General features: G+C 67.5%; 30 protein-coding genes and 1 tRNA gene. 10 read left to right on the top strand and 21 right to left on the bottom strand.

The window, feature by feature from the left end; translation table 11 throughout:
- Window positions 1-69: 69 nt before the first annotated feature.
- The 5 genes from ACWPN7_RS11820 to ACWPN7_RS11840 form a co-directional block, all read right to left on the bottom strand.
- A complete protein-coding gene (locus ACWPN7_RS11820) occupies window positions 70-276 on the bottom strand; it encodes a hypothetical protein (RefSeq protein WP_407825898.1) in 207 nt (68 codons plus the stop codon).
- A gap of 121 nt (window positions 277-397) precedes the next feature.
- The gene (locus ACWPN7_RS11825; RefSeq protein WP_407825897.1) at window positions 398-1,237 is read right to left on the bottom strand and encodes an aldo/keto reductase; all 840 of its coding nucleotides are present in this window, start codon (window positions 1,235-1,237) and stop codon (window positions 398-400) included.
- 232 nt (window positions 1,238-1,469) lie between these two features.
- Window positions 1,470-1,545 (bottom strand) — tRNA-Glu (locus ACWPN7_RS11830).
- A 123-nt stretch (window positions 1,546-1,668) separates the two neighbouring features.
- Window positions 1,669-3,468, bottom strand: a complete 1,800-nt coding sequence (recJ, locus tag ACWPN7_RS11835) for a single-stranded-DNA-specific exonuclease RecJ (RefSeq protein WP_459197649.1) — start codon at window positions 3,466-3,468, stop codon at window positions 1,669-1,671.
- Between the two features lie 103 nt (window positions 3,469-3,571).
- The gene (locus ACWPN7_RS11840; RefSeq protein WP_038528152.1) at window positions 3,572-3,820 is read right to left on the bottom strand and encodes a helix-turn-helix domain-containing protein; all 249 of its coding nucleotides are present in this window, start codon (window positions 3,818-3,820) and stop codon (window positions 3,572-3,574) included.
- Between the two features lie 147 nt (window positions 3,821-3,967).
- On the opposite strand from ACWPN7_RS11840, the gene ACWPN7_RS11845 reads away from it, so the two are divergent.
- Complete coding sequence (locus tag ACWPN7_RS11845; RefSeq protein WP_456511449.1) at window positions 3,968-4,366, top strand: hypothetical protein; 399 nt, start codon at window positions 3,968-3,970, stop codon at window positions 4,364-4,366.
- A 167-nt stretch (window positions 4,367-4,533) separates the two neighbouring features.
- On the opposite strand, the gene ACWPN7_RS11850 is transcribed toward ACWPN7_RS11845, so the two are convergent.
- Window positions 4,534-5,538: a sensor histidine kinase gene (locus ACWPN7_RS11850; protein ID WP_103041013.1), complete on the bottom strand. Its 1,005-nt coding sequence runs from the start codon at window positions 5,536-5,538 to the stop codon at window positions 4,534-4,536.
- A gap of 134 nt (window positions 5,539-5,672) precedes the next feature.
- Between ACWPN7_RS11850 and ACWPN7_RS11855 the strand changes: the two genes are divergently transcribed.
- Window positions 5,673-5,948 carry a transposase gene (locus ACWPN7_RS11855; protein WP_459197650.1) on the top strand — a complete coding sequence of 92 codons (276 nt, stop codon included), beginning with the start codon at window positions 5,673-5,675 and terminating at the stop codon, window positions 5,946-5,948.
- Window positions 5,949-6,074: 126 nt separating this feature from the next.
- Window positions 6,075-7,169, top strand: a complete 1,095-nt coding sequence (locus tag ACWPN7_RS11860) for a glycerol dehydrogenase (RefSeq protein ID WP_454018260.1) — start codon at window positions 6,075-6,077, stop codon at window positions 7,167-7,169.
- A 78-nt stretch (window positions 7,170-7,247) separates the two neighbouring features.
- Here ACWPN7_RS11860 and glpX read toward each other — a convergent pair whose 3' ends face one another.
- The 7 genes from glpX to ACWPN7_RS11895 all read right to left on the bottom strand — a co-directional run bounded on the left by glpX (window position 7,248) and on the right by ACWPN7_RS11895 (window position 13,587).
- Window positions 7,248-8,240 carry a class II fructose-bisphosphatase gene (glpX, locus tag ACWPN7_RS11865; RefSeq protein WP_014240259.1) on the bottom strand — a complete coding sequence of 331 codons (993 nt, stop codon included), beginning with the start codon at window positions 8,238-8,240 and terminating at the stop codon, window positions 7,248-7,250.
- Window positions 8,241-8,283: 43 nt separating this feature from the next.
- The gene (locus tag ACWPN7_RS11870) at window positions 8,284-9,591 is read right to left on the bottom strand and encodes a homoserine dehydrogenase (protein ID WP_492273290.1); all 1,308 of its coding nucleotides are present in this window, start codon (window positions 9,589-9,591) and stop codon (window positions 8,284-8,286) included.
- Complete coding sequence (locus ACWPN7_RS11875) at window positions 9,591-10,865, bottom strand: LL-diaminopimelate aminotransferase (protein ID WP_014240257.1); 1,275 nt, start codon at window positions 10,863-10,865, stop codon at window positions 9,591-9,593. Before ACWPN7_RS11875 ends, ACWPN7_RS11870 begins: the two co-directional genes overlap by 1 nt.
- A 154-nt stretch (window positions 10,866-11,019) precedes the next feature.
- Complete coding sequence (locus tag ACWPN7_RS11880) at window positions 11,020-12,366, bottom strand: multidrug effflux MFS transporter (RefSeq protein ID WP_459197652.1); 1,347 nt, start codon at window positions 12,364-12,366, stop codon at window positions 11,020-11,022.
- Window positions 12,363-12,806: a MarR family winged helix-turn-helix transcriptional regulator gene (locus ACWPN7_RS11885; protein WP_492273291.1), complete on the bottom strand. Its 444-nt coding sequence runs from the start codon at window positions 12,804-12,806 to the stop codon at window positions 12,363-12,365. The genes ACWPN7_RS11880 and ACWPN7_RS11885 overlap by 4 nt, the downstream gene beginning before the upstream one ends.
- Window positions 12,807-12,885: 79 nt before the next feature.
- Window positions 12,886-13,104, bottom strand: coding sequence for a hypothetical protein (locus ACWPN7_RS11890; RefSeq protein WP_149651145.1), 219 nt, complete (start codon window positions 13,102-13,104; stop codon window positions 12,886-12,888).
- Window positions 13,105-13,191: 87 nt separating this feature from the next.
- Window positions 13,192-13,587: a hypothetical protein gene (locus ACWPN7_RS11895; protein WP_459197654.1), complete on the bottom strand. Its 396-nt coding sequence runs from the start codon at window positions 13,585-13,587 to the stop codon at window positions 13,192-13,194.
- Window positions 13,588-13,820: 233 nt separating this feature from the next.
- Between ACWPN7_RS11895 and ACWPN7_RS11900 the strand changes: the two genes are divergently transcribed.
- Window positions 13,821-15,620, top strand: a complete 1,800-nt coding sequence (locus ACWPN7_RS11900) for a PHA/PHB synthase family protein (protein ID WP_201043390.1) — start codon at window positions 13,821-13,823, stop codon at window positions 15,618-15,620.
- Window positions 15,621-15,809: 189 nt separating this feature from the next.
- Here ACWPN7_RS11900 and ACWPN7_RS11905 read toward each other — a convergent pair whose 3' ends face one another.
- The 6 genes from ACWPN7_RS11905 to ACWPN7_RS11930 form a co-directional block, all read right to left on the bottom strand.
- Complete coding sequence (locus ACWPN7_RS11905) at window positions 15,810-16,397, bottom strand: OmpA family protein (RefSeq protein ID WP_014240251.1); 588 nt, start codon at window positions 16,395-16,397, stop codon at window positions 15,810-15,812.
- 213 nt (window positions 16,398-16,610) lie between these two features.
- Complete coding sequence (locus tag ACWPN7_RS11910) at window positions 16,611-17,129, bottom strand: gamma carbonic anhydrase family protein (protein WP_201043412.1); 519 nt, start codon at window positions 17,127-17,129, stop codon at window positions 16,611-16,613.
- Between the two features lie 35 nt (window positions 17,130-17,164).
- On the bottom strand, window positions 17,165-18,217 hold the full coding sequence (argC, locus tag ACWPN7_RS11915) for an N-acetyl-gamma-glutamyl-phosphate reductase (protein WP_014240249.1): 1,053 nt from the start codon (window positions 18,215-18,217) through the stop codon (window positions 17,165-17,167).
- A 135-nt stretch (window positions 18,218-18,352) separates the two neighbouring features.
- Window positions 18,353-18,835 carry a 30S ribosomal protein S9 gene (rpsI, locus tag ACWPN7_RS11920; protein ID WP_014240248.1) on the bottom strand — a complete coding sequence of 161 codons (483 nt, stop codon included), beginning with the start codon at window positions 18,833-18,835 and terminating at the stop codon, window positions 18,353-18,355.
- A 4-nt stretch (window positions 18,836-18,839) separates the two neighbouring features.
- A complete protein-coding gene (gene rplM / locus ACWPN7_RS11925) occupies window positions 18,840-19,304 on the bottom strand; it encodes a 50S ribosomal protein L13 (protein WP_014240247.1) in 465 nt (154 codons plus the stop codon).
- Window positions 19,305-19,500: 196 nt separating this feature from the next.
- Complete coding sequence (locus ACWPN7_RS11930; RefSeq protein ID WP_035673266.1) at window positions 19,501-19,971, bottom strand: PaaI family thioesterase; 471 nt, start codon at window positions 19,969-19,971, stop codon at window positions 19,501-19,503.
- A 259-nt stretch (window positions 19,972-20,230) separates the two neighbouring features.
- Here ACWPN7_RS11930 and ACWPN7_RS11935 point away from each other — a divergent pair, with 259 nt between their 5' ends.
- From ACWPN7_RS11935 to ACWPN7_RS11950, 4 genes are all read left to right on the top strand, one after another.
- On the top strand, window positions 20,231-21,037 hold the full coding sequence (locus ACWPN7_RS11935) for an enoyl-CoA hydratase (RefSeq protein ID WP_459197655.1): 807 nt from the start codon (window positions 20,231-20,233) through the stop codon (window positions 21,035-21,037).
- Window positions 21,034-21,552 carry a CoA-binding protein gene (locus tag ACWPN7_RS11940; protein ID WP_459197656.1) on the top strand — a complete coding sequence of 173 codons (519 nt, stop codon included), beginning with the start codon at window positions 21,034-21,036 and terminating at the stop codon, window positions 21,550-21,552. Before ACWPN7_RS11935 ends, ACWPN7_RS11940 begins: the two co-directional genes overlap by 4 nt.
- An 18-nt stretch (window positions 21,553-21,570) precedes the next feature.
- Complete coding sequence (locus ACWPN7_RS11945; protein WP_459197657.1) at window positions 21,571-22,860, top strand: O-acetylhomoserine aminocarboxypropyltransferase; 1,290 nt, start codon at window positions 21,571-21,573, stop codon at window positions 22,858-22,860.
- Window positions 22,861-23,035: 175 nt separating this feature from the next.
- Window positions 23,036-23,698, top strand: a complete 663-nt coding sequence (locus tag ACWPN7_RS11950; protein WP_459197658.1) for an SPOR domain-containing protein — start codon at window positions 23,036-23,038, stop codon at window positions 23,696-23,698.
- Between the two features lie 4 nt (window positions 23,699-23,702).
- Here the strand turns inward: ACWPN7_RS11950 and ACWPN7_RS11955 are convergent, their stop codons facing one another.
- Window positions 23,703-24,917, bottom strand: a complete 1,215-nt coding sequence (locus ACWPN7_RS11955) for an MFS transporter (RefSeq protein ID WP_459197659.1) — start codon at window positions 24,915-24,917, stop codon at window positions 23,703-23,705.
- A gap of 121 nt (window positions 24,918-25,038) precedes the next feature.
- Window positions 25,039-25,353, bottom strand: a complete 315-nt coding sequence (cutA, locus tag ACWPN7_RS11960) for a divalent-cation tolerance protein CutA (protein WP_038528188.1) — start codon at window positions 25,351-25,353, stop codon at window positions 25,039-25,041.
- A gap of 91 nt (window positions 25,354-25,444) precedes the next feature.
- Here cutA and ACWPN7_RS11965 point away from each other — a divergent pair, with 91 nt between their 5' ends.
- Window positions 25,445-25,729, top strand: a complete 285-nt coding sequence (locus ACWPN7_RS11965; RefSeq protein ID WP_137102821.1) for a hypothetical protein — start codon at window positions 25,445-25,447, stop codon at window positions 25,727-25,729.
- A 107-nt stretch (window positions 25,730-25,836) separates the two neighbouring features.
- The gene (locus tag ACWPN7_RS11970) at window positions 25,837-26,364 is read left to right on the top strand and encodes a P-loop NTPase family protein (protein WP_459197660.1); all 528 of its coding nucleotides are present in this window, start codon (window positions 25,837-25,839) and stop codon (window positions 26,362-26,364) included.

Genomic DNA, 26,364 nt, shown 5'->3' on the forward strand with positions numbered 1-26,364 from the left:
CGAACGCAATCGGGCCGGGAAATTTCCCGGCCCGATTTGCTTGTGGGGAAACAGGTTTTTGGGAAACGGTCAGAGCCCGCGCGGGAAGGACGCCCAGGACGGGCCGCCCTCGATCTCCTCCTGCGCCTTGCGCGCCTTCTTCACCCGGCGGAGATGCCGGGGCGACCAGGGATCGCGGACCGGCATGCCGGCGGTAACGACCTCGGCGGTCAGAATCCGCGCCACGACGACGGCGAAGCCCGACAGCAGCATGGACAGAAGAACGATGGCGAGCATGCTTCGATTCCCGGATGAGCCACACGCGGACTCAGGCATGCCTGATTCCGCAATGCAGCATACATAGGCCGTTCGGCCAGGGAAATCGAGTCCGCCACCGCAAGCGCGGCGCTTCGCCGCGCTACAGCATCTCCAGCGGGCGCGGCCCGCGCGGCGGTGGGAAGGCCCGGTCGAGGTCCGCGAGATCCTGTTCGTCGAGCCGCAAATCGGCGGCGGCCCGGTTGTCGCGGACATGGGCGGGGTCCGACGCCTTGGGGATGGCGACCACCCCGTCCTGGCGCAGCAGCCAAGCCAGCCCGACCTGGGCCGGCGTCGCGCCGTGCCGCTCGGCGACGCGGCGAAGCTCTGGATGGCGCAGCATCCGCCCCTGCTCGATCGGCGAATAGGCCATGATCGGAATGCCCCGCCCACGGCACCAGGGCTGCAGGTCGTACTCGATTCCGCGGCGCGTCAGGTTGTAGAGGAGTTGATTGGTCTGCACCCCCTCCCCGCCCGGCGTGCCGACCAACTCTTCCATATCCTGGAGATCCAGGTTGCTGACGCCCCATTGGCCGATCTTGCCGTCGCGCATCAGCGTGTCGAAGGCCTCGATGGTTTCGGAAAAATCGTGGCTGCCGCGCCAGTGCAGCAGATAGAGGTCGATGCGGTCGGTGCGCAGACGCTTCAGGCTGCGTTCACAGGCCGCGATGGTGCCGCGGCGGCTGGCGTTCATCGGCAGCACCTTGCTGACCAGGAACACCTCGTCGCGGCGCCCGGCGATGGCCTCGCCGACCACCTCCTCCGCCCCGCCGTCGGCGTACATCTCCGCCGTGTCGATCAACGTCATGCCGAGGTCGAGGCCGAGCCGCAGCGCCGCCGCCTCCCGCGCGCGGTCGCGGCTGTCCTCGCCCATGTACCAGGTGCCCTGACCGAGCACCGGAACGGCGGTTCCCGAAGGAAGGCGTGTCGTCGGAATGGTCATGGATGTCTCCCGTTCCCTTGGCCCCATCGAAGGGCGTGAGGAACGTTAGTCCACGGAGCCACCCCAGGAAACCGCCCCTTGGCGCTATTTCGACGGGCGGGAGAAGCCGGCGACCACGGCGCGGCGAAGGGATCACCTGCAGCCGGCAAAGGCGCCGATCAAATGACGCCTGAAACGACAAAAGCTCAGCCAAGGGCTGAGCTTTCGAAACCGGTGCCAACCTGTGAGAAGGTGGCGTCCCCAAGGGGATTCGAACCCCTGTCGCCGCCGTGAAAGGGCGGTGTCCTAGGCCTCTAGACGATGGGGACGTCGTTGGCGTGGCGGGATTACTAATGGGATGACGGCCCGAGCGCAAGCGTTTTTTCCAACTCCTTTCTACCCCGTTCGCGTATGCCCCCCATGCACCATCTCCACGGCGAATTTGTTTGCATTCACATGGTTTGGGAGGGTGCGGCGTCGTCGATCAGGAGCTGGACTCCCTCCGCCCCGTTCCAGCGGTCGATGCGCAGGACACCGGCGATGTGGAAGGGCGATCCGCGGCCCATCAGCAGGGCTTTCCCCATCTCGCTCTCCAGCGCGCGGAAGGCGATGGCCTTCAGCCGGGCGCCGTCGCCACCTTGCAGGATGCAGCGGACATGATTCGCCCCGACCACGTCGGCCCGCACCACGCGGGCGTCGGTGACGGCGAAGCGCGGCTCCGCGTTGCCGGTGCCGAACGGGCCGAGCTGGTTCAGACGGTCCACCAGGGACGTGTTCGCCGCCCCCACGGACAGCGCGCCGTCCAGCTCCAGCGTCGGCACCAGCGGGGCCGCGGCCACCTGTTCGGCGACGCGGCCGGTCAGGAAGGCCTGCAGGTCGGCCAGCTTGCTCCCGGCCACGGTGAAGCCGGCCGCCATGCGGTGCCCGCCGCCGGCCATCAGCAATCCCTCCTGCCGCGCCGCGATCACCGCCGCCCCGAGATCGACCCCGCGCACCGAGCGGCCAGAGGCCTTGCCGATCACCGTGCCGTCCGCCCCCTCTTCCAGGGCGATGACGCAGGCCGGGCGGCTGTAACGCTCCTTCAGGCGGCTGGCGACGATGCCGATCACGCCGGGGTGCCAACCCTCCCCCGCCACGAAGACCAGCTCGGCCAGTTCCTCGGCGTGCTCCTCCAGCCGGGCCATGGCGTCGGCGAGCACGCCCTGCTCCACCGTGCGGCGCTCGGCGTTGTGGGCCTCCAGCTTCTGGGCCAGTTCCATCGCCTCCATGGGGTCGTCGGTGGAGAGCAGCCGCGCCCCGAGGTCCGACGCGCCGACGCGCCCGCCGGCGTTGACCCGCGGGCCGAGCACGAAGCCGGCGTGGTAGGCGTCCGGCTTCTCCTTGACCCCGGCGACATCGGACAGGGCGGACAGGCCGGGGTTGGCGCGCCGCGCCATCACCTTCAGCCCCTGCGCAACCAGGGCGCGGTTCAACCCCGTCAGCGGCACCACGTCGCACACCGTGCCCAGCGCCACGAGGTCGAGCCATTCCATGAGGTTCGGCTCGTTGCGGCCCGCGTAGAATCCGGCGCTGCGCAGCGCCCGGTTCACCGCCACCACGGCCAGGAAGGTGACCCCCGCCGCGCACAGCGTGCGGTAGGCGCCGTCCTCGTCCAGCCGGTTCGGGTTGACCAGGGCGACGGCCGGCGGCAGGCGCGGTTCCGCCGCGTGATGGTCGAGCACCACCACCTCCAGCCCGGCCTCCGCCGCCGCTTCCAGCGCCGCGAAGGCGGAGATGCCGCAATCCACCGTCACGACCAGCCGCACGCCCTCGGCCTTCAGCCGCAGCAGCGCCGGGCCGTTGGGGCCGTAGCCCTCCTTCATGCGGTCGGGCACGTAGATGCGCAGATCCGCCCCCACCGCCCGAAAGAAGCGCCGCAGCAGCGCGGAGGAGGTGGCGCCGTCCACGTCATAGTCGCCGAAGACGGCCACCGGCTCGCCATCCATGATCGCGCGGGCGATGCGCTCCGCGGCGATGTCCATGTCCTTGAAGCGGGAGGGGTCGGGAAGCAGCGCCTTCAGCGTCGGGTTCAGGAAGCCGTCGCACGCCTCCTCGGTCACCCCACGGGCGGCGAGCACCCGCCCGACGATCTCCGGCAGCCCCCGCCCCTGCGCCAGCCCCCAGGCCAGCCGCTCGTCGTAGGGCCGCGCCTGCCAGCGCTTACCGGACAGGGAATGGGCGACGTTCAGGAAGGCGGGAACGGTGTCGGTCATGCTGCCCAGGATGCCACGGATCGGAATGGCCGAAGCCATAGCAGAAGTAGGGCGGCGGGGGCCAGCGGGTGGGGGCAAACCAGGAAGCAGATGCTCTACTCCTTCAGCCCTCCGGCTCAGCGGGAAATGGCTGCCGAAACCGTAACCCCGGTCCCTTCCCGTCCGCCTCGTCGATGAACTCCAGACCGTTGCTTTCGAACAGTGTGCGCAGTTCGGCCACGGTGCGGTCACGCATGCGTTCACCCCGCTCGAAGCGGACAATCGTGTTCGGCGACATGCCGGTTGCCGACGCCACGTCGCGCACTCCCCAACCGAGTGCCGTACGGGCGAGTTTGCATTGAATGGGGCGCATTAGTTACCACGCAACTATTTTCTTGAGGAGCGAAAGGCGCCCTGTTATGGTGACGCTGTAACCAATTCAAAGAATCTCCAACCGGATGGCGTGCGGCAACACCCCGCCCGGACAGGCTCAACCCGCGCCAACCAGGAGCATCGGATCATGGCTGATTCCGACGATAGCACAGCTTTGCCCACGTTATCCCACCCTGCCCTCGGTCCGGGCTTTGTTCGCCTGCCCGTGCGGACGGACTCGCCGGGATTGCGGGATCTGGACGTGCTCACAGCACCGCTCGCTCACTGGGACCGGGTGCCGGAGGCCGGAGCCGTGCGGGGCATGGTGGCGGCGAAGGAGCGACTCCAACAGTTGGAACCGCGCTGCCTGGGCGACGCCGTGGCGCTGCTGATGACCGTCACGGTGGCCGGGGGCGATTGCACGCCGCCCGAAACGGTGGCGATGATCACGCGGTCGGTGGCTTTCCTCACGGCTGACGCGCCCCACTTGCGGCGCCCTGAGTTGGAACATCTGGTGCTCGCTTACGCCATGCACATGCATCGGTGAAGGACGGCACCCCGCCACTGTTGCCCACTATTTGTTAGGGCGCTTCTGCAAACCGGTGCCGGGTTGCGAATGCTTCTGCCTGGAAGACCTGTTGGCGGTTGAGCGCCGCTGTTAGCGTACGGGCTTTCCATTCTTGCAAGGCGGGAAAGCGCAGTGTCGACTGGAGCCTAGCCTGGACGCGGAACAGGAAAACGGAGCATTGCCTGAATCCCACCTTCCGTTCGGGACTGTATGTCCAGCTTGCCTCGAAGCTGCAACGCCAGCTGCTGCACGATCTGACGCCCGAGACCCGTCCCTTTCGGCTGGTCCGAGGTGAACCCGACGCCATTGTCGCTGACGCACAGAACGTACTCGTCTGCCTCCTGCCGAAACGAGAGATCAACCCAGCCTGCCTGCGCGTCGGGGAAGGCGTACTTGACCGCGTTGGTAACGAGTTCGTTGGCAATGGTGCCGACAGCGACAGCCGTGTTCATGTCCAAGTCCACGCTGTCCGCGCGGGCGCTCAAGGCAATCGGTCGCACGCCCACCATGCCCAGCTGGAGGTCCTCCACCAAGCTCTCCAGAAACTCCTTTACGTTTACGATGCTCGCCCCATCGACCCGGCGCAGGCGGCCATAGATGCGGGCCAACACACCGATGCGCTCAATGGTCCCTTGCATCATCGCTTGGGCGTTTTCCGGCCGCATGGCCGCCAAGGTCAGCTGGGCGGAGATCATTTGGAGATCGTTGCGGATGCGGTGATGGATCTCCTGCAGCATGAGATCCTTTTCCCGATCTGACGCAGCCAGCTTTTCCCAGGACTGGCACAGCTCCTCGAGCGTCGTGCGCAGCATTTCCGTGATCGCGGCGATACCAAGCCCCAGGCCGACATAGATCATGAAGGCCAACTGGTCGCCATGATCGGCGATCCAGAGATCACCCCGCGGTTCCATGAACAACCACGCCGCGAAACCACCAGATAGGAGAACGGCGATAAAACCAGACGCGCGGTCGAACAGCAGTGAGACCAGGAAAATTGCAGGGATGTATAGAAGGAAGGGGTATTTGCTCAGGATGGGCTCAAGGACGTAACGCAACAGCGTCGTGATAGCAATGATCACGGCTGTAACCCCGTATCGCACCCAGATCGATTGTGGGGCCTTGGGGAGGAACTGAAGAAGCAGGTTTTCCATACCTTAATCCGATCAAGCCGGCAGACGGGTATGGACAACACATGAGGGCCGTCTTCGGTCACAGAACGGATGTTCCGGAAAACGGTGGGCCTCTGCTTCCTCGCCCCCATCTGGTTCGGATGGTACGCCTTGAGTTGACGAAACCGGAACGGCTGGCCGCCGACAAAGCCTGCAGCAGCGGCGTGATCTGCCGCGCCCTGCACCGCCGCGGCATCCAGCCAGCGATCCCGACCAAGAGAAACGAGCGCCCGGAGCCGACGTTTGATTGCACCGCCTATCGCGAGTGTAACCGTGTGGAGCGCCGGATCGGCCTGTTGAAGCAGTTCCGCCGGATCGCCACCCGGTACAAGAAGTGCGCCGCCAACTACCTCGCTATGATCACCGTCGCCGCCATCCTTCTATGGCTCTGACCTTTGCAGAAGCGCCCCAACACAAAGGCAGTGGATTTATTTGCTGCGCCGCAACTTGAGGCAGGTCATTGCGGAGGCAGAAGAGTCTTGCTCCACTGCGGGTACCAATCCGCGGAGGAGGGAACCATGATCACCACGGCGATCTTTCCGGCCCGCTACGTCCAGGGCAACGGCGCCCTCGACAGTCTGGGCGAGGATCTGGCCCGGCTGGGCAAGACGGTTCTGGCCGTCACCGACAGCTTCGTCCTGAAGACGCTGAAAGGCCGGCTGGTCGAGGCCGCCGCCGGGCGCGTCGAGATGAACATCCAGGAATTCCGTGGCGAGTGCTCCGACGAGGAGATCGAGCGGCTGACCGGCCTCGCCCGCGCCATGGGCGCCGACGTCGTGGTCGGCATCGGCGGCGGCAAGGCGCTCGACACCGCCAAAGCGGTCGCCCACGCGCTGGACGCGCGCACCGCCATCGTCCCGACACTCGCCTCCACCGACGCGCCGTGCAGCGCCCTGTCGGTGATCTACACGCCGGAGGGGGCGTTCAAGCGCTACCTCGTGCTGCCGCGCAACCCCGACCTCGTGCTGGTCGACACCGGTGTGGTGGCGAGCGCGCCGGTGCGCTTCCTCGTCTCCGGCATGGGCGACGCCCTGTCCACTTGGTTCGAGGCGGAGGACTGCCGCATCAAGCGCGGCGGCAACATGACCGGACGCGTCGGCCCGATGACCGCCTTCGCGCTGGCCCGGCTGTGCTACGACACGCTTCTGGAGTATGGCGTGCTCGCCAAATCGGCCTGCGAGCAGGGCGTGGTCACCCCGGCGCTGGAGCGCATCGTCGAGGCCAACACGCTGCTGAGCGGGCTGGGCTTCGAGAGCGGCGGGCTGGCGGCGGCCCACGCCGTCCACAACGGCCTGACCGCGCTGGAGGAAACGCACCATTGCTGGCACGGCGAAAAGGTCGCCTTCGGCACGCTGACGCTGCTGATCCTGACTGACCGGCCGCCGGCGGTGCTGGACGAGGTCTACGGCTTCTGCAAGGCGGTGGGGCTGCCGACGACGCTGGCCGAGATCGGCCTTGCCGGCGTGTCGGACGAGCGGCTCCTGCTGGCGGCGGAGCGGGCCTGCGCCGAGGGCGAGACCATCCACAACGAGCCACACGAGATCACCCCGCAGCGCGTCCTGGCCGCCATGAAGGCCGCCGACGCCGAGGGACGGCGGCGCAAGGGCCTGTAGTCTCCGAAAAAGGAGAAATCTCCAAAAAAGAAAGGGGCGCGCGGCGGATGGCCGCGCGCCCCTTTTTCTTAAGCAGCCTTACGCCATGCTCGGCTTGCGCTGCAGGTTGTGGTGCGCCTCGACGTAACGCACGGTGCCCGACTTGGAGCGCATGATCACCGAGTGGGTGGTCGCACCGCCGGGGAAGCGGCGGACACCGCGCAGCATGGCGCCGTCGGTCACGCCGGTCGCGGCGAACATGACGTTGCCGCTGGCCAGCTCGGTCAGGCTGTACTTCTTGTTCAGGTCCTTGACGCCCCAACGGGCGGCGCGGGCCTTCTCGTCGTCGTTGCGGAACAGCAGACGGCCCTGGAACTGGCCGCCGATGCAGCGCAGCGCCGCCGCGGCCAGAACGCCTTCCGGCGCGCCGCCGGAGCCGACATACATGTCGACGCCGGTGCCGGCCTGGCTGGTGGCGATCACGCCCGACACGTCGCCGTCGTTGATCAGCATGATGCGCGCGCCGGCCTCGCGGACGCGGGCGATCAGCTCGGCGTGGCGCGGACGGTTCAGGATGCAGACCAGCAGCTCCTGCACCTCGGTGCCCTTGGCCTTGGCCAGAGCCTTGAGGTTGTTGGCCGGCGTCTCGTCGAGATCGACCACGCCTTCCGGCAGGCCGGAACCGACGGCGATCTTGTCCATGTAGACGTCGGGGGCGTTCAGGAAGCCGCCCTCGTCCGCCATGGCGATGACGGCCAGCGAGTTCGGGCCGCCGGTGGCGCAGATGGTGGTTCCTTCCAGCGGGTCGAGCGCGATGTCGACCTTCGGCCCGCGGCCGATGCCGGCACCGACCTTCTCGCCGATGTAAAGCATGGGCGCCTCGTCGCGCTCGCCCTCGCCGATCACGACGGTGCCGTCGATGTAGAGGGTGTTGAGCGCCTGGCGCATGGCGTCGACCGCGGCCTGGTCGGCAAGCTTCTCGTCACCGCGGCCCATCAGCAGCGACGCGGACAGCGCGGCGGCCTCGGTGACGCGGACGGCTTCCAGAGCCAGGTTCCGGTCCATACCGGACAGGTCGACATGAACGGACATGGTGTTCTCCCCCGAATCGATGCTCGGTTCTTCTATGGTTCGGTCAAAACTGTTCGATGCGGATCATGCGCGGCGGCTCGACCACCAACTCCTTGTCGGCGATGGTGGCAAGCGCGCGCTGCATGGCCGCCTCTTCGGTGTCATGGGTGGTCAGGACCACCGGCACCGCTTCACCGGGGGCGCGCCCGCGCTGCAGGAACTGCTCCATGGAGACGTTCTGGTCGCGCATGGCCGCCGCAACATCCGCTATCACGCCGGGACGGTCCACGACCATCAGGCGTACGTAGTACGACCCCCGGCGCGCCTCCATCGGCGACGGCTGCGCCTCGGAAAGCTGGGCCGCCGGCACGCCGAAGGTGGGGGTGGAGCGCCCGCGGGCGATGTCGATCAGGTCGGCGACCACGGCCGAGGCCGTCGGTCCCTCGCCGGCGCCGCGGCCGACGAACAGCACGCGGTCCACGAAGTCGCCCTGGGCGATCACGGCGTTGAACACGCCGTCCACCGCCGCGATGGGCGCCGCCTTCGGCACCATGCAGGGGTGCACGCGCTGCTCGATCCCGTGATCGGTGCGCCGGGCGATGCCCAGCAGCTTGATCCGGTAGCCGAGCGCGTCGGCGTAGTCGAAGTCCACCGCCGAGACGTGGCGGATGCCCTCGACATGGACGCTCTTGAAGTCCACCGGCGTGCCGAAGGCCACCGAGGTCAGGATCGCCAGCTTGTGCGCGGCGTCCACACCGTCTATGTCGAAGCTCGGGTCGGCTTCCGCGTAGCCCAGCTTCTGCGCGTCGGCCAGCACGTCCGCGAAATCGCGGCCGGTGGTGCGCATCTCCGTCAGGATGTAGTTGCAGGTGCCGTTGAGGATGCCGTGCACCTCCGACACCCGGTTGCCCGCCAGCCCCTCGCGCAGCCCTTTGATGATCGGGATGCCGCCGGCCACCGCCGCCTCGAAGCCGATGGCGAGGCCCGCGGCCTCCGCCTTGGCCGCGAGCGCGGTGCCGTGATGGGCGAGCAGCGCCTTGTTGGCGGTGACGACGTGGCGTCCCCGCTCCAGCGCCAGTTCGACGGTCTCCTTCGCCGGCCCCTCGGACCCGCCGATCAGCTCGACCACCACATCCACGCCGGGATGGGCGGCGAGCGCCACCGGATCGTCGTACCATTCGACCGTCGACAGGTCGACGCCGCGGTCCTTGCCGCGCGAGCGGGCGCTGACCGCCACCACCTCGATGCGGCGGCCGCAGCGCTGCTCGATCAGGTCGGCCTGCCGCTCCAGAAGCTTCAGAACGCCCGCGCCGACCGTGCCCAGGCCCGCGACGGCGATTTTCAGGGGGCCTGTTTTGTGGGAGTCGGACATCAGACTTTCGCTTTCTCCGGATCGAGGAGGGCGGCGCGCGCCGCCGGGTCCTTGCTCGCCGCCGCACCGGCGGCGTTGGAGCGGAAGAACTCCTTGATGTTGCGGGTCGCCTGACGGATGCGGTGGACGTTCTCCACCAGCGCCAGACGGACATGGCCGTCGCCGTACTCGCCGAAGCCGATGCCCGGCGCCACGGCCACCTTGGCTTCCTGCAACAGCAGCTTGGAGAACTCCAGCGAGCCGAGATGGGCGAAGGGCTCCGGGATCGGCGCCCAGGCGAACATCGAGGCCGACGGGCTCGGCACCGTCCAGCCGGCCGAGGCCAGACCCTCGATCATCACGTCGCGGCGCTGGCGGTACATGGTGCGCACCTGCTCCACGCACTCCTGCGGGCCGTTCAGCGCGGCGGTCGCGGCGACCTGGATCGGCGTGAAGGCGCCGTAGTCCAGATACGACTTGATGCGGGCCAGCGCGGTGATGAGCTTCTTGTTTCCGGTGGCGAAGCCGATGCGCCAACCGGCCATCGAATAGGTCTTCGACATCGAGGTGAATTCGACGGCCACCTCGCGCGCTTCCGGGATCTCCAGGATCGAGGGCGGCGGCTCACCGTCGAAGAAGACCTCGGCGTAGGCCAGATCCGACAGGATGTAGATGCCGTGCTTGCGGCAGAACTCGACGATCGGGCGGTAGAAGTCGAGGCCGACCACCTCCGCCGTCGGGTTGGACGGGTAGTTCAGCACCAGCGCCAGCGGCTTCGGCACGCTGTGGCGCACGGCGCGCTCCAGCATGATCATGAAGCTGTCGATGTCGGTGGAGGTGCCGTTGGCCTGCCCCACCGGCAGATGGCGCACCGAGGCGCCGGCCAGGATGAAGCCGAAGGGATGGATCGGGTAGCTGGGGTTCGGCACCAGGATGATGTCACCGGGGCTGGTGATCGCCTGGGCGAGGTTGGCCAAGCCTTCCTTCGAGCCGATGGTGACGATGCACTCCGACTCCGGATCGACGTCCACGTTGAAGCGGCGCTTGTAATAGGCCGCGTGCGCCTTGCGCAGACCGGGGATGCCGCGGGAGTTCGAGTAGCGGTGCGTCTTGGGATCGCGCACGGCCTCGATCAGCTTATCGACGATGTGCTGGGGCGTCGGCTGGTCCGGGTTGCCCATGCCGAGGTCGATGATGTCCTCGCCGGCAGCTCGGGCTCGCGCCTTCATGGCGTTCACTTCGGCGAAGACGTAGGGCGGAAGCCGCTTGATCCGGTGGAATTCTGAATCGCTCATGGACGCTCCGAAGCCTTGTCCGGCCACGCCACGAACCCATATTTGCGGACCGGGACCACTTATCTACCGCCCCGCATCTTCAGAAGCGAGGTAAAATTCGCGTCCGGCCGCATTCCTGCGCTCCCCAAGGCATACCGGACGCCGAAGCCCATCTTCAGCCTCCCTTGCGGCCGGAAGCCCGGCGCTGGTGGAGCGCTTCCTCGATCTCCTCGCCGCCGGCACCAACCAGGGCGACGGGGTCCACCGCGACCTCCAGATCCTCCGGCCGGGCGGGCTTGGCCGGGTGGCCGCGCCGGGACGCCGGCACGCGCAGCAGCGCGAAGGAGAGCAGCGACAGCGAGGCGAGGCCCGGCATGATGGCCGTCGTCGCGGTGTAGGGATCGGCGAACAGCGCGGCCACCGCCGTGCCGGCCAGCCCACCGCCGATCTGCATGAAGCCGATCAGGGCCGACGCCGCCCCGGCCATGCGGGGGAAGCCGGCCAGGGCGTCGCTGGTGGCCCCGGGCATGACCAGGGCGATGCCGAAGGCCCAGACGGCGGTCGGCCCCATCACGCTCGCCACGGTCGGCTCGCCGGTCAGGGGCGCCAGGGCAAAGCCGAGCCCGCCCACGGCCACGCAGGCCAGCCCGTAGGGGATCAGCCGCATCGCGTCCACCCGGCGCAGCAGCCGCCCCGCCAGGGTCGCCCCCAGCGTGTAGGAGCCGGTCTGCAGCAGCATGGCGAAGCCGAAGACGGTCGGGCTCAGCCCCACCCGCTCGATCATCACGAAGGGCAGCAGCGCCGCCATGGTGTAGAGGCCGCCCAGCGTCGTGCCGAGCACCAGCCCCGCCCGCATGAAGCGCCGGTCGGTCAGCAGGGTCCGGTAGTTGCGGATCACCGGGCCGGGCCGGGCCGCCGAGCGATCCCGCGTCCGGTTGGTCTCCGCCGTGCCCAGCGCGAAGACGGTCAGCACGGCGAGCCCGTAGAGCGTCATCACCACGAAGATGGCGTGCCAGCCAACCGTGCCGAGGATCACCCCACCCAGCGTCGGCGCCACCGCCGGCACGATGGCCAGCATCAGCCCGATCAGGTTGAGGATGCGCGCCGACCGCTGGCCGGTGAACTGGTCGCGCACGATGGCGCGGGAAATGGCGATGCCCGCCGCCGCCCCGATGCCCTGCAGGGCCCGCCCGACCAGCAGCCATTCGATGCTGCCCGACAATGCCGCCACGACGCTGCCCAGCACATAGGTGACGAAGAAGCCCAGGGCGACCGGCCGCCGCCCGTAGGCGTCGGACAGCGGTCCGCAGGCAAGCTGGGAAAAGGCGAAGCCGAAGAAATAGACGGAAAGCGTCAGCTTCAGCGCCGCCGGTGTGGTCTGGAACGCCTCCACCAGCATCGGCAGGGCCGGCGTGTAGAGCGCGAGGCTGAGCGGCCCCAGCGTGACGATCAGCGTTCCGATGACGGCCGTCCGCGTCTCCGTCATGGCGGGCGCGTCGGTCTGCACGGGAGGATGGCTCATCGGCCGGCTCCGCCGCGGTCGTTGGCGATCATGTCGTCGGCGATCATGCGGTTGCGCAGGCGGCCCAGCATGTCCTTGAGCAGGACGATCTCTTCCGCCGAAAGGTCGGCCATGGCCGACTCCCGCTCGGTGCGGAAGGCTTCCAGGACCTGGAGCGCCAGAGGCTCGGCCTGCGGGGTCGGCTGGACGATCTTGGCGCGGCGGTCCGCCGGATCCGGCTCGCGGACCACCAGCCCGCGCGCCTCCAAGCGGTCGAGGAAACCGACCAGGGTCATCGGCTCCACCCACATGTGGGTCGCCAGCACCGACTGGCGCGAGCCGGGGTGGCGGCAGACGTAAACCAGTGCCCTCGCCTCCCCCGCCGTGAGGCCGAGCCGGGCGTCGTCCAGGGCACGGTCGAACCGCGCGCGCAGAAGCCGCGCGCAGTCGATCAGGATCATTCCGAAGGGGGATTCATCAAGCATCCCTTATTGTAAGGGCGCCTTATAATTCCCATCAACCACGGGCGGCGCAGGGCCGTCATGCCGCGGCGCCATAGCCGTGCAGCGGCGCAATCCACCCAAGCTGAAGCGAAGCCGACGCGCCAAATAGTCGCAGTTTTAAAATCTGTTGCGGACCCGCCGCCGCAAGACGTAGTTTTTCCACCTTGGCAGCAGCAATGGGTGCTCCGTGGTCCGCGCCACCGCCTTCGTAACTGCGCATCGACCGGACGAAGACCGGCGCGTCCTTTTCCTTCAAAGGGATGCCATCAGAGGCCGAAGGACGCTCCGCATAGGTATACTTACGGATTACTGGCAGCGCCCGCCTTTTGCTACACCCCTGCCCTCAATTGGGCTTTCCGGGGGCGGGCTTCCCGGCGCTTGGCTGTCCAGGCGTGATGTCCGGCGGCGGGGGAATGTCCATGGGGGTCGGCAGCATGGTCTTGGCGGCCTCGCGGTCCTGGGCCAGACGGTCCAGGTCCTGCTGGCGCTGCGCTTCCGTCCGCAGATCGGTGGGGCGCGGCGGAACGGTGCCGAGATTGGGGTATTCCCGGCTCTGGCCGGACATGCCGCGCACCGGCGACTCCTGGCTGGGCACGTCGCGGCCGGTCACGGCGCCGACCAGCCCGGTGTCGAGCACGCGGTCGCTGCAGGCCGGCAGAGCGAGAACAACCAGGACGGACAGCGCCGGACCCAACCGGCCCGCCTTCGCCACCACGCCGCGTCGGATACCCGTTTCCATTCTGCGAACCCCACATCCGAACCCATCCGGCCGCTTGAACGGTGGTGGGCGAAATGAAATCTTCATACGAGAGGTGTATGACGGACCCCGGCTCGAACGGACATGGCATAAGCTGTCCGGGATGCCAGGACCGGAACGCACTCCGACCGAACAGACTTCCGGCAGGCACTGTATAAACCGCACAACGTCCCTCCTGAAGCCTAAAACTCGCCTAAAGAAGAAGGACCGCACCAATGGCCGAAAACCAGGCCCCTGACGTCAAGCTTCCCGACCCGGTGGAGATGTCGCGGGCGATGACCCGCATCGCCGAGCAGAGCCAGCGGCTGGTCACCGAATTCCTGTCCCGTCAGGCCTCGGACGGCGTCGGCGCGAAGAACCCCGACCCGATGGGCGTCGGCCATGCGTTCCTGGAGATGACCACGCGCATGATGGCCGACCCGGCCAAGCTGATGAAGGCGCAGATGACGCTGTGGCAGGACTACCTGACCCTGTGGCAGCGCACCACCCAGCGCTTCTTCGGCCAGGACGCCCAGCCGGTCATCGCCCCGGCGAAGGACGACCGCCGCTTCAAGGATTCGGCCTGGGACGAGAACACCCTGTTCGACTTCATCAAGCAGTCCTACCTGCTGTCGGCCCGGTGGATGCAGTCGACGGTCAACGAGGTGGACGGGCTGGACGACCACACGGCCAAGAAGGTCGACTTCTACACCCGCCAGTTCGTCGACGCGATGGCGCCCTCCAACTTCGTCATGACGAACCCGGAGGTGCTGCGCACGACCATCGAGACGGGCGGCGAGAACCTCGTCAAGGGGCTTGAGCACCTGCTGAAGGACCTGGAGCGCGGCAAGGGCGAGCTGCGCATCTCCATGACCGACTACGACGCCTTCCAGGTCGGCAAGAACATCGCCGTCACCCCGGGCAAGGTCGTCTTCCAGACCGATCTGATGCAGCTCATCCAGTACACCCCGACCACGCCGGAGGTGAACAAGCGGCCGCTGATGATCGTGCCGCCCTGGATCAACAAGTACTACATCCTGGATCTGCGCGAGAAGAACAGCTTCATCAAGTGGGCGGTGGACCAGGGCCACAGCGTCTTCGTCCTGTCCTGGGTGAACCCGGATGAGAAGCTGGCCCAGAAGGGCTTCGAAGACTACATGTTCGAAGGCGTGCTGGCCGCGCTGGACGCCATTGAGAAGGTGACCGGCGAGAAGGACGTGAACGCCATCGGCTATTGCCTGGGCGGCACGCTGCTGGCCTCCACCCTGTCCTACATGGCCGCCAAGAAGGACGACCGCATCAAGTCGGCCACCTTCTTCACCACCATGCTGGACTTCACCGAAGCCGGCGAGCTGTCGGTCTTCATCGACGAGGAGCAGCTCACCATGATCGAGAGCCAGATGGCCCAGCAGGGCTACCTGGACGGCTCGAAGATGGCGACTACCTTCAACATGCTGCGCGCCAACGACCTGATCTGGTCGTTCGTCGTGAACAACTACCTGCTCGGCAAGGACCCGTTCCCGTTCGACCTGCTCTACTGGAACAGCGATTCGACCCGCATGCCGGCGGCGATGCACAGCTTCTACCTGCGCAACATGTACCAGAAGAACTTGCTGGCGCAGCCGGGCGGGGTGACGCTGGGCGGCGTGCCGATCGACCTGCGCAACGTGAAGACCCCATCCTTCTTCCTGTCGGCGCGCGAGGACCACATCGCCCCGTGGAAGTCCACCTACATGGGCGCCAACCTGTTCTCCGGCCCGGTGAAGTTCGTGCTGGCGGCCTCCGGCCACATCGCCGGCGTGGTGAACCCGCCGGCCGCCGGCAAGTACTGCTACTGGACCAACGCCAAGCTGCCGAAGGCCTCGGACGACTGGCTGGCGTCGTCGGAGCAGACCCCCGGCTCCTGGTGGCCGGAGTGGAACAACTGGGTCTCCACCTTCTCCGAAGGCAAGGTCCCGGCGCGCAACCCGGAAAAGGGCGGCCTGCCCGTTCTGGAAGACGCCCCCGGCTCCTACGCCAAGGTGCGCATCGTCTGATGTCCCGAATCCGGAGGGCGGTCCGCCGCCCTCCGGATGCCCGGAGCAGTCGGCGAGCCGTCGGCACGGCGGACCACAGGAGTGGCCCATAAGAAAAGGCCCCGGACCATGGTCCGGGGCCTTTTCCTTTGCCGGCAAAAACCCCGGACCGAGGTCCAGGGTTCCGTGTCCCGAAAGGGAACCTGCGCCTTACGACGACGGGGCGTTCGCACCGCGCGGCAGGATCTGCGCACGACGGTTGGACGGCTCGCGGACGTTCGGGCCGGTCTGCACCAGGAGCTGGCTCTCGCCCTTGCCCTCGGTGGTGATGGCGCCGGCGGCGATGCCCTTGGAGACGAGGGCCTGCTTCACCGCCTCGGCGCGACGCACCGACAGACGCTGGTTGTAGGCCGGCGAACCCGAGGTATCGGTGTGACCGACGACATGGACGCGGGCGTTGGCGCCCTTGCCGATGGCGGCGGCCGCATCGCCGATCACGCGATCGGCGGCCGGGGTGACGTTGGCCTTATCCCAGTCGAAGAACACGAGGTATTCGGTCTGGGCGCGGGCGGCCGGGGCCGGGGCAACCGCCGGAGCGGCGGCCGGCGGGCACTTGAAGCTGCCCTGGTGGGTGGCGTAGCCGCCATCCGCCGTGCGGACCGGGGTGTCGTTCCAGCCGATGACCGGATTGCACCACTCGGCGGTGTCGGCGCTCTGGGCCTGAGCCCCGGCGGTCAGGCCGAAAGCGACAACGGCGGCCGGCACGACGGCCATGGTAGCGCGGAAGAAGCTGTTCATTTCTCCACTCCCTTAGAGACACACTCCCTACCGCTTGGTTCGCGGAGGACGAATCGCACAAACGATAGGACATATCGCGTGCATGTAACGTGACAAAACGCGAAACATGTGGGGTTTGTCCACGTACAAACATACCCTCCGGAAGTCCTACACGTTTCGTGCCGGTGTCACTGTTGCTAGTATGCCACAGTGCTGCGACGCACTAAAGAGGTATTAGCCCTCTCTGTAGATTTGAGCAAGCCGCACGTAGTTCCGGATGTTTACCGGGAAGAAAGATGTGTCCTTTTCCGTAAGTGCACGCACGGGTCTTGCGGGACTTCCGGCCCAAAGTTGCCCGGCGGCAACACGCTTCCCAGGGGTCACCAGAGCTCCGGCGGCCACCATGGCCCCCGACTCGACATAGGCACCGTCCATGACGCACGCCTGCATGCCGATGAAGCAGCCGCTCTCCAGCGTGCAGGCGTGCAACAGGGCCATGTGGCCGATCGACACGTCGTCGCCGATGTAGGTCCCCTGCCCCGCCGAAGCGACGTGAATCACGGTACCGTCCTGGATGTTGGTGCGCGCACCGATTCGGATCTCGTTCACGTCGCCGCGGATCGTGCAGCCGAACCAGACACTGCTGCCCAGCCCGATCTCCACGTCGCCGATGACCGAGGCCGTCGGCGCCACATAGACGCTCGGGTCGATCTTCGGATGCGTGCCCTGGAAGGGCAATATCAGGCCGGACATCGCAGGCAATTTTTCCTCGGGCTGTTTCTCTTCGGTCACGGGAACAGCGGGGCCTGCTCCAGGCCGGTCGTCTCGCCCAGGCCGAACATGACGTTCATGTTCTGGATGGCCTGGCCGGAGGCGCCCTTCACCAGATTGTCGATGACCGAGACGATGATGGCGCCGCGCGGGGTGCGGTCGGGAAAGACGCCGATCAGCGCCTGGTTGGAGGCGCGGACGTGGCGGGTCGCCGGGGCGATGCCCGCTGCCGTGACGTTCACGAAGGGCTCCGATTCGTAGCGCGCGGTCAGGGTGGCGCGCAGGTCGTCGGCGGTGACCCCGTCGGCCATGCGGACGTAGATCGTCGCCATCATGCCGCGGTTCATCGGGACGAGGTGCGGCGTGAAGCTGACCGTCACCGGACGCCCGGCGGCCAGCCGCAACTCCTGCTCGATCTCCGGCATGTGGCGGTGATGGCCGACGCCGTAGGCGTTGAAGCCCTCCGACACCTCGGTGAAGAGATTCTGCTGCTTGGCGTCGCGCCCGGCGCCGGACACGCCCGACTTGGCGTCGATCACGATGCCGCCCGGCTCGATCATCTCATCCATCAGCAGCGGCAGCAAAGCCAGCAGCGAGCAGGTCGGGTAGCAGCCGGGGTTGGCGACCACGCGCGCCTTGCGCACGCCCTGCCGGTTGAACTCGGTCAACCCGTAGGCGACCTCCTTCTGAAGCTCCACGGCGCGGTGCTCATGCCCGTACCAGGTGGCGTATTCGGCGGGGTCGGACAGGCGGAAGTCGGCGGACAGGTCCACCACCTTGATGTGGCGCGGCAGGCCGGCGATGACCTCCTGCGTGGTGCCGTGCGGCAGGGCGCAGAAGACGGCGTCCAGCTTGTCCCAGGCGACCTCCTCGATCTTCACGAGGCCGGGCAGGTTGAACTGGCCCAGATGCGGGAACACCTCCGCCATGGGCTTCCCCGCCTGTCGCTCGGCCGTCAGCGCGCAGATCTCCACGCCGGGATGGCGGAGAAGCATGCGCACCAGCTCGGCGCCGGTGTAACCGGACGCGCCAAGAATGCCGACGCGGATGGGGGAAGTGCTGTTGGCCATGGACGCTGTTCCTTTTGACGCACGGGGATGGGCACGGAACGGTGAAAAGAAGTGAAACAGACCTGAAACAAGAAAGGGGCGTCCCGTCGGGACGCCCCTCGCTTGTACAGCAGTAACGCGGGTCCGCGGTAGGCTTTAGCGCTTCGAGAACTGGAAGCTGCGGCGGGCCTTGGCCTTGCCGTACTTCTTACGCTCGACGACGCGGGCATCACGGGTCAGGAAGCCGGCGGCCTTCAGCGGCGGACGGAGCGCCGGCTCGAAGTAGGTCAGCGCCTTGGAGATGCCGTGACGGACCGCGCCGGCCTGACCGGACAGACCACCGCCGGCCACCGTGACCATCACGTCGAACTGGTCGGCGCGGTCGGTGATGCCGAACGGCTGGGCGATCATCATGCGCAGCACGGGGCGGGCGAAGTAGACTTCCTGGTCGCGGCCGTTGATGACGATCTTGCCGGAGCCCGGCTTGATCCACACGCGGGCGACGGCGTCCTTGCGCTTGCCGGTGGCGTAGGCGCGGCCCTGGGCGTCCAGCTTCGGGGCGACCACTTCGGCGGAGGCGGCGGCCGGAGCGGCAGCGATGTCCTTCAGGCCGGAAAGGGTGGTGGTAACCTGAGCCATTGGATTACGCGCTCCGCTTATTCTTCGGGTTCATGGCCGCAACGTCGAGAGCGACCGGCTGCTGCGCCTCGTGCGGGTGGGCGGCGCCCTTGTAGACCTTCAGGTGGGTCATCACCTTGCGGCCGAGCGGACCGCGCGGGACCATGCGCTCCACGGCCTTCTCGATCACGCGCTCCGGGTACTTGCCGTCCAGGATCTGGCCCTTGGAACGGCCCTTGATGCCGCCCGGATAACCGGTGTGCCAGTAGAAGATGTCGTCCTGGCGCTTGTTGCCGGTCAGCTTGACCTTCTCCGCGTTGATCACGACGACATGGTCGCCGCAATCCATGTGCGGGGTGAAGGTCGGCTTGTTCTTGCCGCGCAGGATGTTCGCCAGGATGCTGGCAAGCCGGCCGAGAACGAGGCCGTCGGCATCGACGACGTACCACTTCTTCTCGATGTCGGTCGGCTTCAGATTGAAGGTCTTCATCGCCACACTCGTTGACTAAACGTGGATCGGCGGGCCACCGAAACTGGACGTTCAATCCCCGGGGCGCCGAAGCGGCCGGTTTTGTACGCAGTGCAGGGGTACCCTGTCAACGGAAAAATATCCGTTTCATATCAAAGCTCTACGAGCACGGTATCATTTTACCGTGAAGGCAAAGCCATTGATATCACTGGCGTTTTCAGGACATTTCCGGATCGTGGTATCCTGATACCGCGAGCGTCACCGGGTCGTGCGGCGGAATCGAGTAGGTGCCGGTGGCGTGGGCGACGGGCTCCGGATCGCCCTCGGAGAACAACAGGACTTCGCCATAGGCCAGCCGCTTGCCCATCTTCAGGATCCGGCAATCGGCGGTGATGGCGACCGGAGCCGGACGGCGCAGGAAGTTGATGGTCATGCTGGTGGTCACCGCCAGTTCCACCCGCCCGATCAGGCTGAGCACGGCGGCGTAGAGCGCCACGTCGGCCAGCCCAAACATCGCCGGCCCAGTCACCGTGCCGCCGGGACGGACGAAGCTGTCGTTGTAGGGCAGCTTCATGCGCACCGTCCCGGCGCCGAGCTGCTCGATGGTGATCCCGTAATTGCCGACCAGCGGCACGCCCTCGCGAATCAGGGCTTCCAGTTCCTCGGCGGACACGACCGGCGCGCTCATTCCCTCACCCATGGCTTTTCTTATGGAGACCCGATCATGGCGAACATTGCCCGGCCCGCCAAGCGCGTCGCGGCGCCATCCATTTCACACAATCAACCTACGTCGAACGGCATTAAATCTACAAATTCAATCAACAAACAAGTTGAGTTGTCCGCCTTGGCGTCGTTAGATGATCGGACCACACGCCCGGTTCCGTGGCGGGGGCGGTCGGGGTACTGTTCCCGCCAACGATCAAAACATCCGGGAGGATTGGACAGCGATGAACGACACCCCGCCCCTCATCGGCGACGACGCGCCGCTGGTTCTCCGCGAGGATCGCGACGGAGTCGCGAGCCTGACGCTGAACCGCCCGCAGGCGCGCAACGCCCTGTCCGTCGGGCTGATGGGCGCGCTGCAGGCGGAGCTGGAGGCCATCCACCAGGACTCCAAGGTCCGCGCCGTGGTGCTGGCCGGGGCCGGGCCGGCCTTCTGCGCCGGGCACGACCTGAAGGAGATGCGCGCCAACCCGGACCGCGCGGCGTATGAATCGCTGTTCGTCCAGTGCTCCAAACTGATGCTGACGGTCAGCCGCATCCGCCAGCCGGTGATCGCCAAGGTCCACGGCATCGCCACGGCGGCGGGCTGCCAGCTCGTCGCCACCTGCGACCTCGCCTATTGCGCCGACACGGCGCGATTCGCCACGCCGGGCGTCAACATCGGCCTGTTCTGCTCCACCCCCATGGTGGCGCTGAGCCGCGCCGTGGGGCGTAAGGCGGCCATGGAGATGCTTCTGCTCGGCGACCTGATCGGCGCCGAGGAGGCGGAGCGCATCGGCCTCGTCAACCGCGCGGTGCCGGCCGACCGTCTCGACGCCGTGGTGGCGGAGGTCGCCGGCAAGATCGCCGCGAAATCGCCGCTGACCCTCGCCATCGGCAAGGAGGCCTTCTACCGCCAGATCGAGCTGGAGGTGGAGGAAGCCTACGCCTACGCCGCCCGCGTGATGACCGAGAACATGCTGGCCCGCGACGCCGAGGAGGGCATCGACGCCTTCCTGCAGAAGCGCACACCGGTGTGGTGCGGCCAATGAGCGGCCCCGCCCCCTCGCACGACGGCTACAGCGACGAGTTCATCCATCAAGTCCTGGACCGGGTGAAGACCATCGCCCTGGTCGGCGCGTCGAACGACCCGGTGAAGGCCAGCTTCATCGTGCTGAAATACCTGCGCGACAAGGGCTACCGGGTCATCCCCGTCAACCCGAAGCTGGCCGGCCAGACCATCCTCGGCGAGCGGGTCTACGCCAGCCTGTCGGAGCTGCCGGAGCCGCCGGACATGGTGGACGTCTTCCGCAACGCCACCGCCGCCGGGGGCGTGACGGACGAGGCCATCGCCATCGGCGCCAAGGTGGTGTGGATGCAGCTCGGCGTGCGCAACGACGAGGCGGCGGCGCGGGCTGAGGCGGCGGGGCTGACCGTGGTCATGAACCGCTGCCCCAAGATCGAGCTTCAGCGCCTGTTCCACGAGATCGGGCGCATCGGCGTCAACTCCAACATCCTGACGTCCAAAAAGGCCGCACCGGCCAAATCCTTCAAAAAACTGATGTAAAAAGCAGAGGAAGCCATCATGAGCGAGCAGAATTCCTTCGGTTTCGAAACCCGCGCCATCCACGCCGGCGCCGCCCCCGACCCCGCCACCGGCGCGCGCCAGACGCCGATCTACCAGACCACCAGCTTCGTCTTCGACGACGTGGACGACGCGGCCTCGCTGTTCAACCTCCAGAAGGTCGGCTTCATCTACTCCCGCCTGACCAACCCGACCGTGTCGGTGCTGGAGGAGCGGCTCGCCAACCTGGAAGGCGGCGCCGGGGCCACGGCCACCTCCTCCGGCCACGCCGCGCAACTGCTCGCCCTGTTCCCGCTGATGGAGCCGGGGGACGAGATCGTCGCCTCGCGCAAGCTCTACGGCGGCACGCTCAACCAGCTCGGCACCAGCTTCCCGCGCGCCTTCGGCTGGAAGTCCGTCTTCGTGGACACCGACCAGCCGGAGAACGTCCGCACCGCCATCACCGCGAAGACCAAGGCCATCTTCGTGGAAAGCCTCGCCAACCCCGGCGGCGTGGTCACCGACCTTGAGGCCATTGCCAAGATCGCCGACGAGGCCGGCATCCCGCTGATCGTCGACAACACGCTGGCGACCCCGTACCTGATCAACCCGATCCAGTGGGGCGCCACGCTGGTCGTGCATTCGACGACGAAGTTCCTGTCCGGCAACGGCACCTCGGTCGGTGGCGTGGTCATCGACAGCGGCACCTTCGACTGGGGCAAGTCGGGCAAGTTCCCCGCCCTGTCGGAGCCGGACGCCGGCTATCACGGGCTGAAATTCCAGGAGACCTTTGGTCATCTGGCCTTCACCATTCACGGCCACGCCGTCGGCCTGCGCGACCTCGGGCCGAGCCAGGCGCCGCTGAACGCCTTCCTGACGCTGAATGGCATCGAGACGCTGCCGCTGCGCATGCAGCGCCACAGCGACAGCGCCCTGAAGGTCGCGCAGTTCCTGGAGAGCCATCCGGCGGTGGGCTGGGTCAGCTACGCCGGGCTGGAATCGTCCAAGTACAACGCGCTGGCCAAGAAGTACCTGCCGAAGGGTGCCGGCGCCGTGCTGACCTTCGGCGTCAAGGGCGGCTTCGACACCGGCGTGAAGGTGGTGGAGAACGTCCAGCTCCTCAGCCATCTCGCCAACATCGGTGACAGCCGGTCGCTGATCATCCACCCCTCCTCGACCACGCACCGTCAGCTGTCGCCGGAAGGTCAGGCCCAGGCGGGCGCCGGCCCGGACGTGCTGCGCCTGTCCATCGGCCTGGAAAGCGTGGAGGACATCATCGCCGACCTCGACCGCGCGCTGTCGGCTGCCTGATGCCGGCTCCCCTCCGCCCGCTGCGGCGTCCGGCCCGGCGGGCGGAGGAACACCCCGTAAGAGGTAGACGTGACGCGAAAGGCTGAGCGCTGGCCGTTCCATTGACCTCCGCAGGTCATAGCACCGACCCTTACCCAAGCAGGATGGGGACGCGAACAAGGCGGGGAAGCGGGGCATGAGCGGACGGCTCAGGCGGGGAGTGGCGGCGGTCGCGCTGGTGGGGCTGGGCGGCTGCGCGGGCGCCCCGGTGGCGATGACCGCCGCGTCCTTCGCGGTGGACGGGATGCTGTATGTCGGCACCAACAAGAGCAGCACCGACCACATGCTCTCGGCGATGCTGCAGCAGGATTGCGCGACCTTCCGCGTCCTGAGCCAAGGCTATGTCTGCAAGCCGGTGATCGTGCCGGTGGTTCGCAACGCCGAGAGCGTGCCTGTCCCTCTTCCGGAAACCGACCCGTCGCCCGCCCCCGTCCCACCGCCGCCCGCGCCGCTCCCCGTGACGGCGGAGGTGGAGATCGCTACGCTTCGGCCGATGCCGCGATCCCCTGAACGGCGCTTCCTCGTGGTGGCGGGCAGCTTTTCCAAGCGTGGGCAGGCGGAAGCCCAACGCGCGCGGCTGGGCCATCCGGAGGCCGACATCGTGGCGGCCGACGTGCACGGTCGGCGCATCCACCGGCTCGTCCTGCCACCGGAGGACCGCCCAACCGCCCTGCGTCGCTTGGCCGAGATCCGCGCCGCCGGGGTCGGCGACGCGTGGCTCCTGACATGGAAGGGGCGGACGGTGGTCGCCGACCTGCCCGGCGACGCGCCCTACCCCAGCCTGCCGGACCAGATGTGAGGCGTCACTCCGCCGCCGCCATCGGCGCCGCGGCGGGCTTGGCCGGAACGTCCCGGTCGCGCGGCAGCAGCAGCGCCGCCGCGAAGGCGACCAGCGCAAGCACCGACAGCGTGATGTAGAGCATGACGAATTCGCCCGTCCGTTCATAGACCAGGGCGACCAGTTGCACGGCCAGCGGACCGGCGCCGAAGGACAGGATGAACTTCGCTCCGTAGGCCAGCCCGCGGTGCTTTTCCGGGGTGTAGCGGGCGAGCAGAAGATTCTCCGCCGGGATCTGCACCTGGGAGGCGACGACGACCAGCGCCGCCGCACCGACCAGCGGCAAGTCGGCCAGGACCGCCACCGCCGCCATCATCGGCACCTGGACCAGCAGGCACAGGGTGTAGATGCGCTTCAGCGGGTACTTGTCGGCAAGATGCCCGCCGATCAGCTGCGGCAGGGCGGCGAACAGATAGACCGCCGTCACCACGCCGCCGACCCCCAGCGTGCTGCCGCCCAGCAGGTCGCTCAGCCGCGCCTCGAACAGTTTGGGCAGCACCACCTGCATGGCGTTGAACATCAGCCCGGCGCAGACCATCGTCACCGACAGCACGACGAAGGCGCGGATCACGTCGCCGCGCGACGCCTTGGGGATCGGCTTCACGTCGCCCTGGCGGTCCTCAATCTTGCCCATGGCGATCAGCAGGGCCAGCACGACGCCCAGCCCCAGGCAGACCGCCCCCGGAATCAGGAAGGCGGAGCGCCAGCCCAGCCACTCGGTCAGGCCGCCGGCCACCACCGCCGCCGAGGCGATGCCGATGGTGCCGAAGATGCCCTGATAGCCCAGCGCCTTGCCGCGGTTGGTGGCGTTCTTGACCATCCAGGCCATGCCCACCGGGTGGTAGATGGAGGAGCCGAGCCCGAGCACCGCCAACGCCCACAGCAGCGCCTCTGGACCGTCGGTCAGGCCGCAGGCGATGGTCCCCGCCCCGGTCAGCAGGAAGAAGACCGCCATCATCCGGCATTCGCTCCAGCGGTCGCCCAGCCAGCCGGCCAGCGGCGCGCCGACGCCGATCATCAGCGCGCCGAGCGTCCACAGCCGGATCAACTCATCGTAGGGCAGCTTCCATTCCCGCCCCAGCGCCAGGACAACGGTCAGGAACAGGGCCGACACGATGTGCATCAGCGCGTGGCCGATCCAGGAAAAGCCGATCGACAGCCGCGCCGATGTGTCGGTCATGGAAATTCTCCGCATCCGGATGATTTGCGCTTGAAAGCAACCCTTGCGAAACTGGCACGCGGGTCGGAGGCGGTCCAATGCGCCGCCGTCATGGCCGACATGCGGCGGCTGGCATCGGGGCTCAGGCGGTCTCGTCGCGCAGCCAGTCCAGATAGGCCGGGTTGCCGCGCCCCACCCTCAACTCGACCACGCAGGGCACGTCGTAGCTGTGCAGCTCCCGCACCCGCGCGGCCAGCCGGTCGAACAGATCCGCCCGCGTCTTGGCGATCAGCACCGTTTCCGTGGCTTCCTCGATGGCGTCCTGCCAGCGGTAGATGGAGGTCATGCCGTCGAAGATGTTGGCGCAGGCGGCCAGCCGCTCCTCGACCAGCGCGCGGCCGATGCGCCGGGCCTCGTCCCGCGATCCGGCGGTGATGTAGGCGAAGACGAATTCCATGACCGAACCCTTTCGATGTAGAGTGCCCGAATCTTGCCACAGGCCGCAGGGCGCAACAGCCAGGCCGCAACATCTTCCGAGGCGACGAACCATGGCCGCACCCCGACGCACCACGTCCCGACGCCGCCCCACCGAGGCGCAGGCGGCGTGGCTGCGCAACGGCCTGGAGCAGCCCGGCGGCAAGCTGCCGCTGTTCGACGCCGACGGCCAGCGCGTCAAGCGCCAGACCATCGAAAGCTGCCTGAAGTCCGGCTGGGCCGCGCGCTGGTTCGACAACCCGCTGAAGCCCGACTGGCTGGTCTGCCGCCTGACCGACGCCGGCCGCGCCGCCCTCGCCCCCCGCCCCGCCGCGAAGGAACTCGTCCAGGCGGAGTGACCGCCGGGCGGGTGACGATCCACCCCATGCGCACCCCATGCGCACCATGTTGCGGTCCGCGAGCGCTCGCGGCCCGACCGGGCTTTGTTTCGTAACGGTATCAATCCATGCAGCTCTCCGACCTCGGCCAACGCATTTGCATCCTCGGCCCGTCCAACAGCGGAAAATCCACGCTTGCCGAAGCGATCGCGCGGCAACGCGGCTTTTCCGTCGTCCACCTCGACCGGCTGTACCACGCCCCCGGCACGGATTGGCAGCCGCGGCCGACCGAAGAATTCATCGCCCTGCACGACGCGGCCATCGCCGGCGAGCGTTGGATCATGGAGGGCAACTACTCGCGCTGCATCCCGCAGCGTTTCCAGCGGGCGACGGGCCTGATCTATCTGGACGTGCCCATGCCGCTCAGCCTGCTGCGCTACGTCCGCCGAACCCTGTTCGAGCGGGAACGGCGCGGCGCCCTGGAGGGCCGTCGGGACAGCATCAAATGGGAGATGATCCGCCACATCGCCGTCACCACCCCGAGAAACCGGGCGCGGAACCTGCGGACCTTCGATCAGGCCGACCTGCCGAAGATCCGGATCGACTCCGCCCGGGACCTGAACGCGTGGTACCGGCGCTGGGGCCTCACGCGATAA

This window comes from Azospirillum sp. UENF 312511, assembly GCF_058780635.1.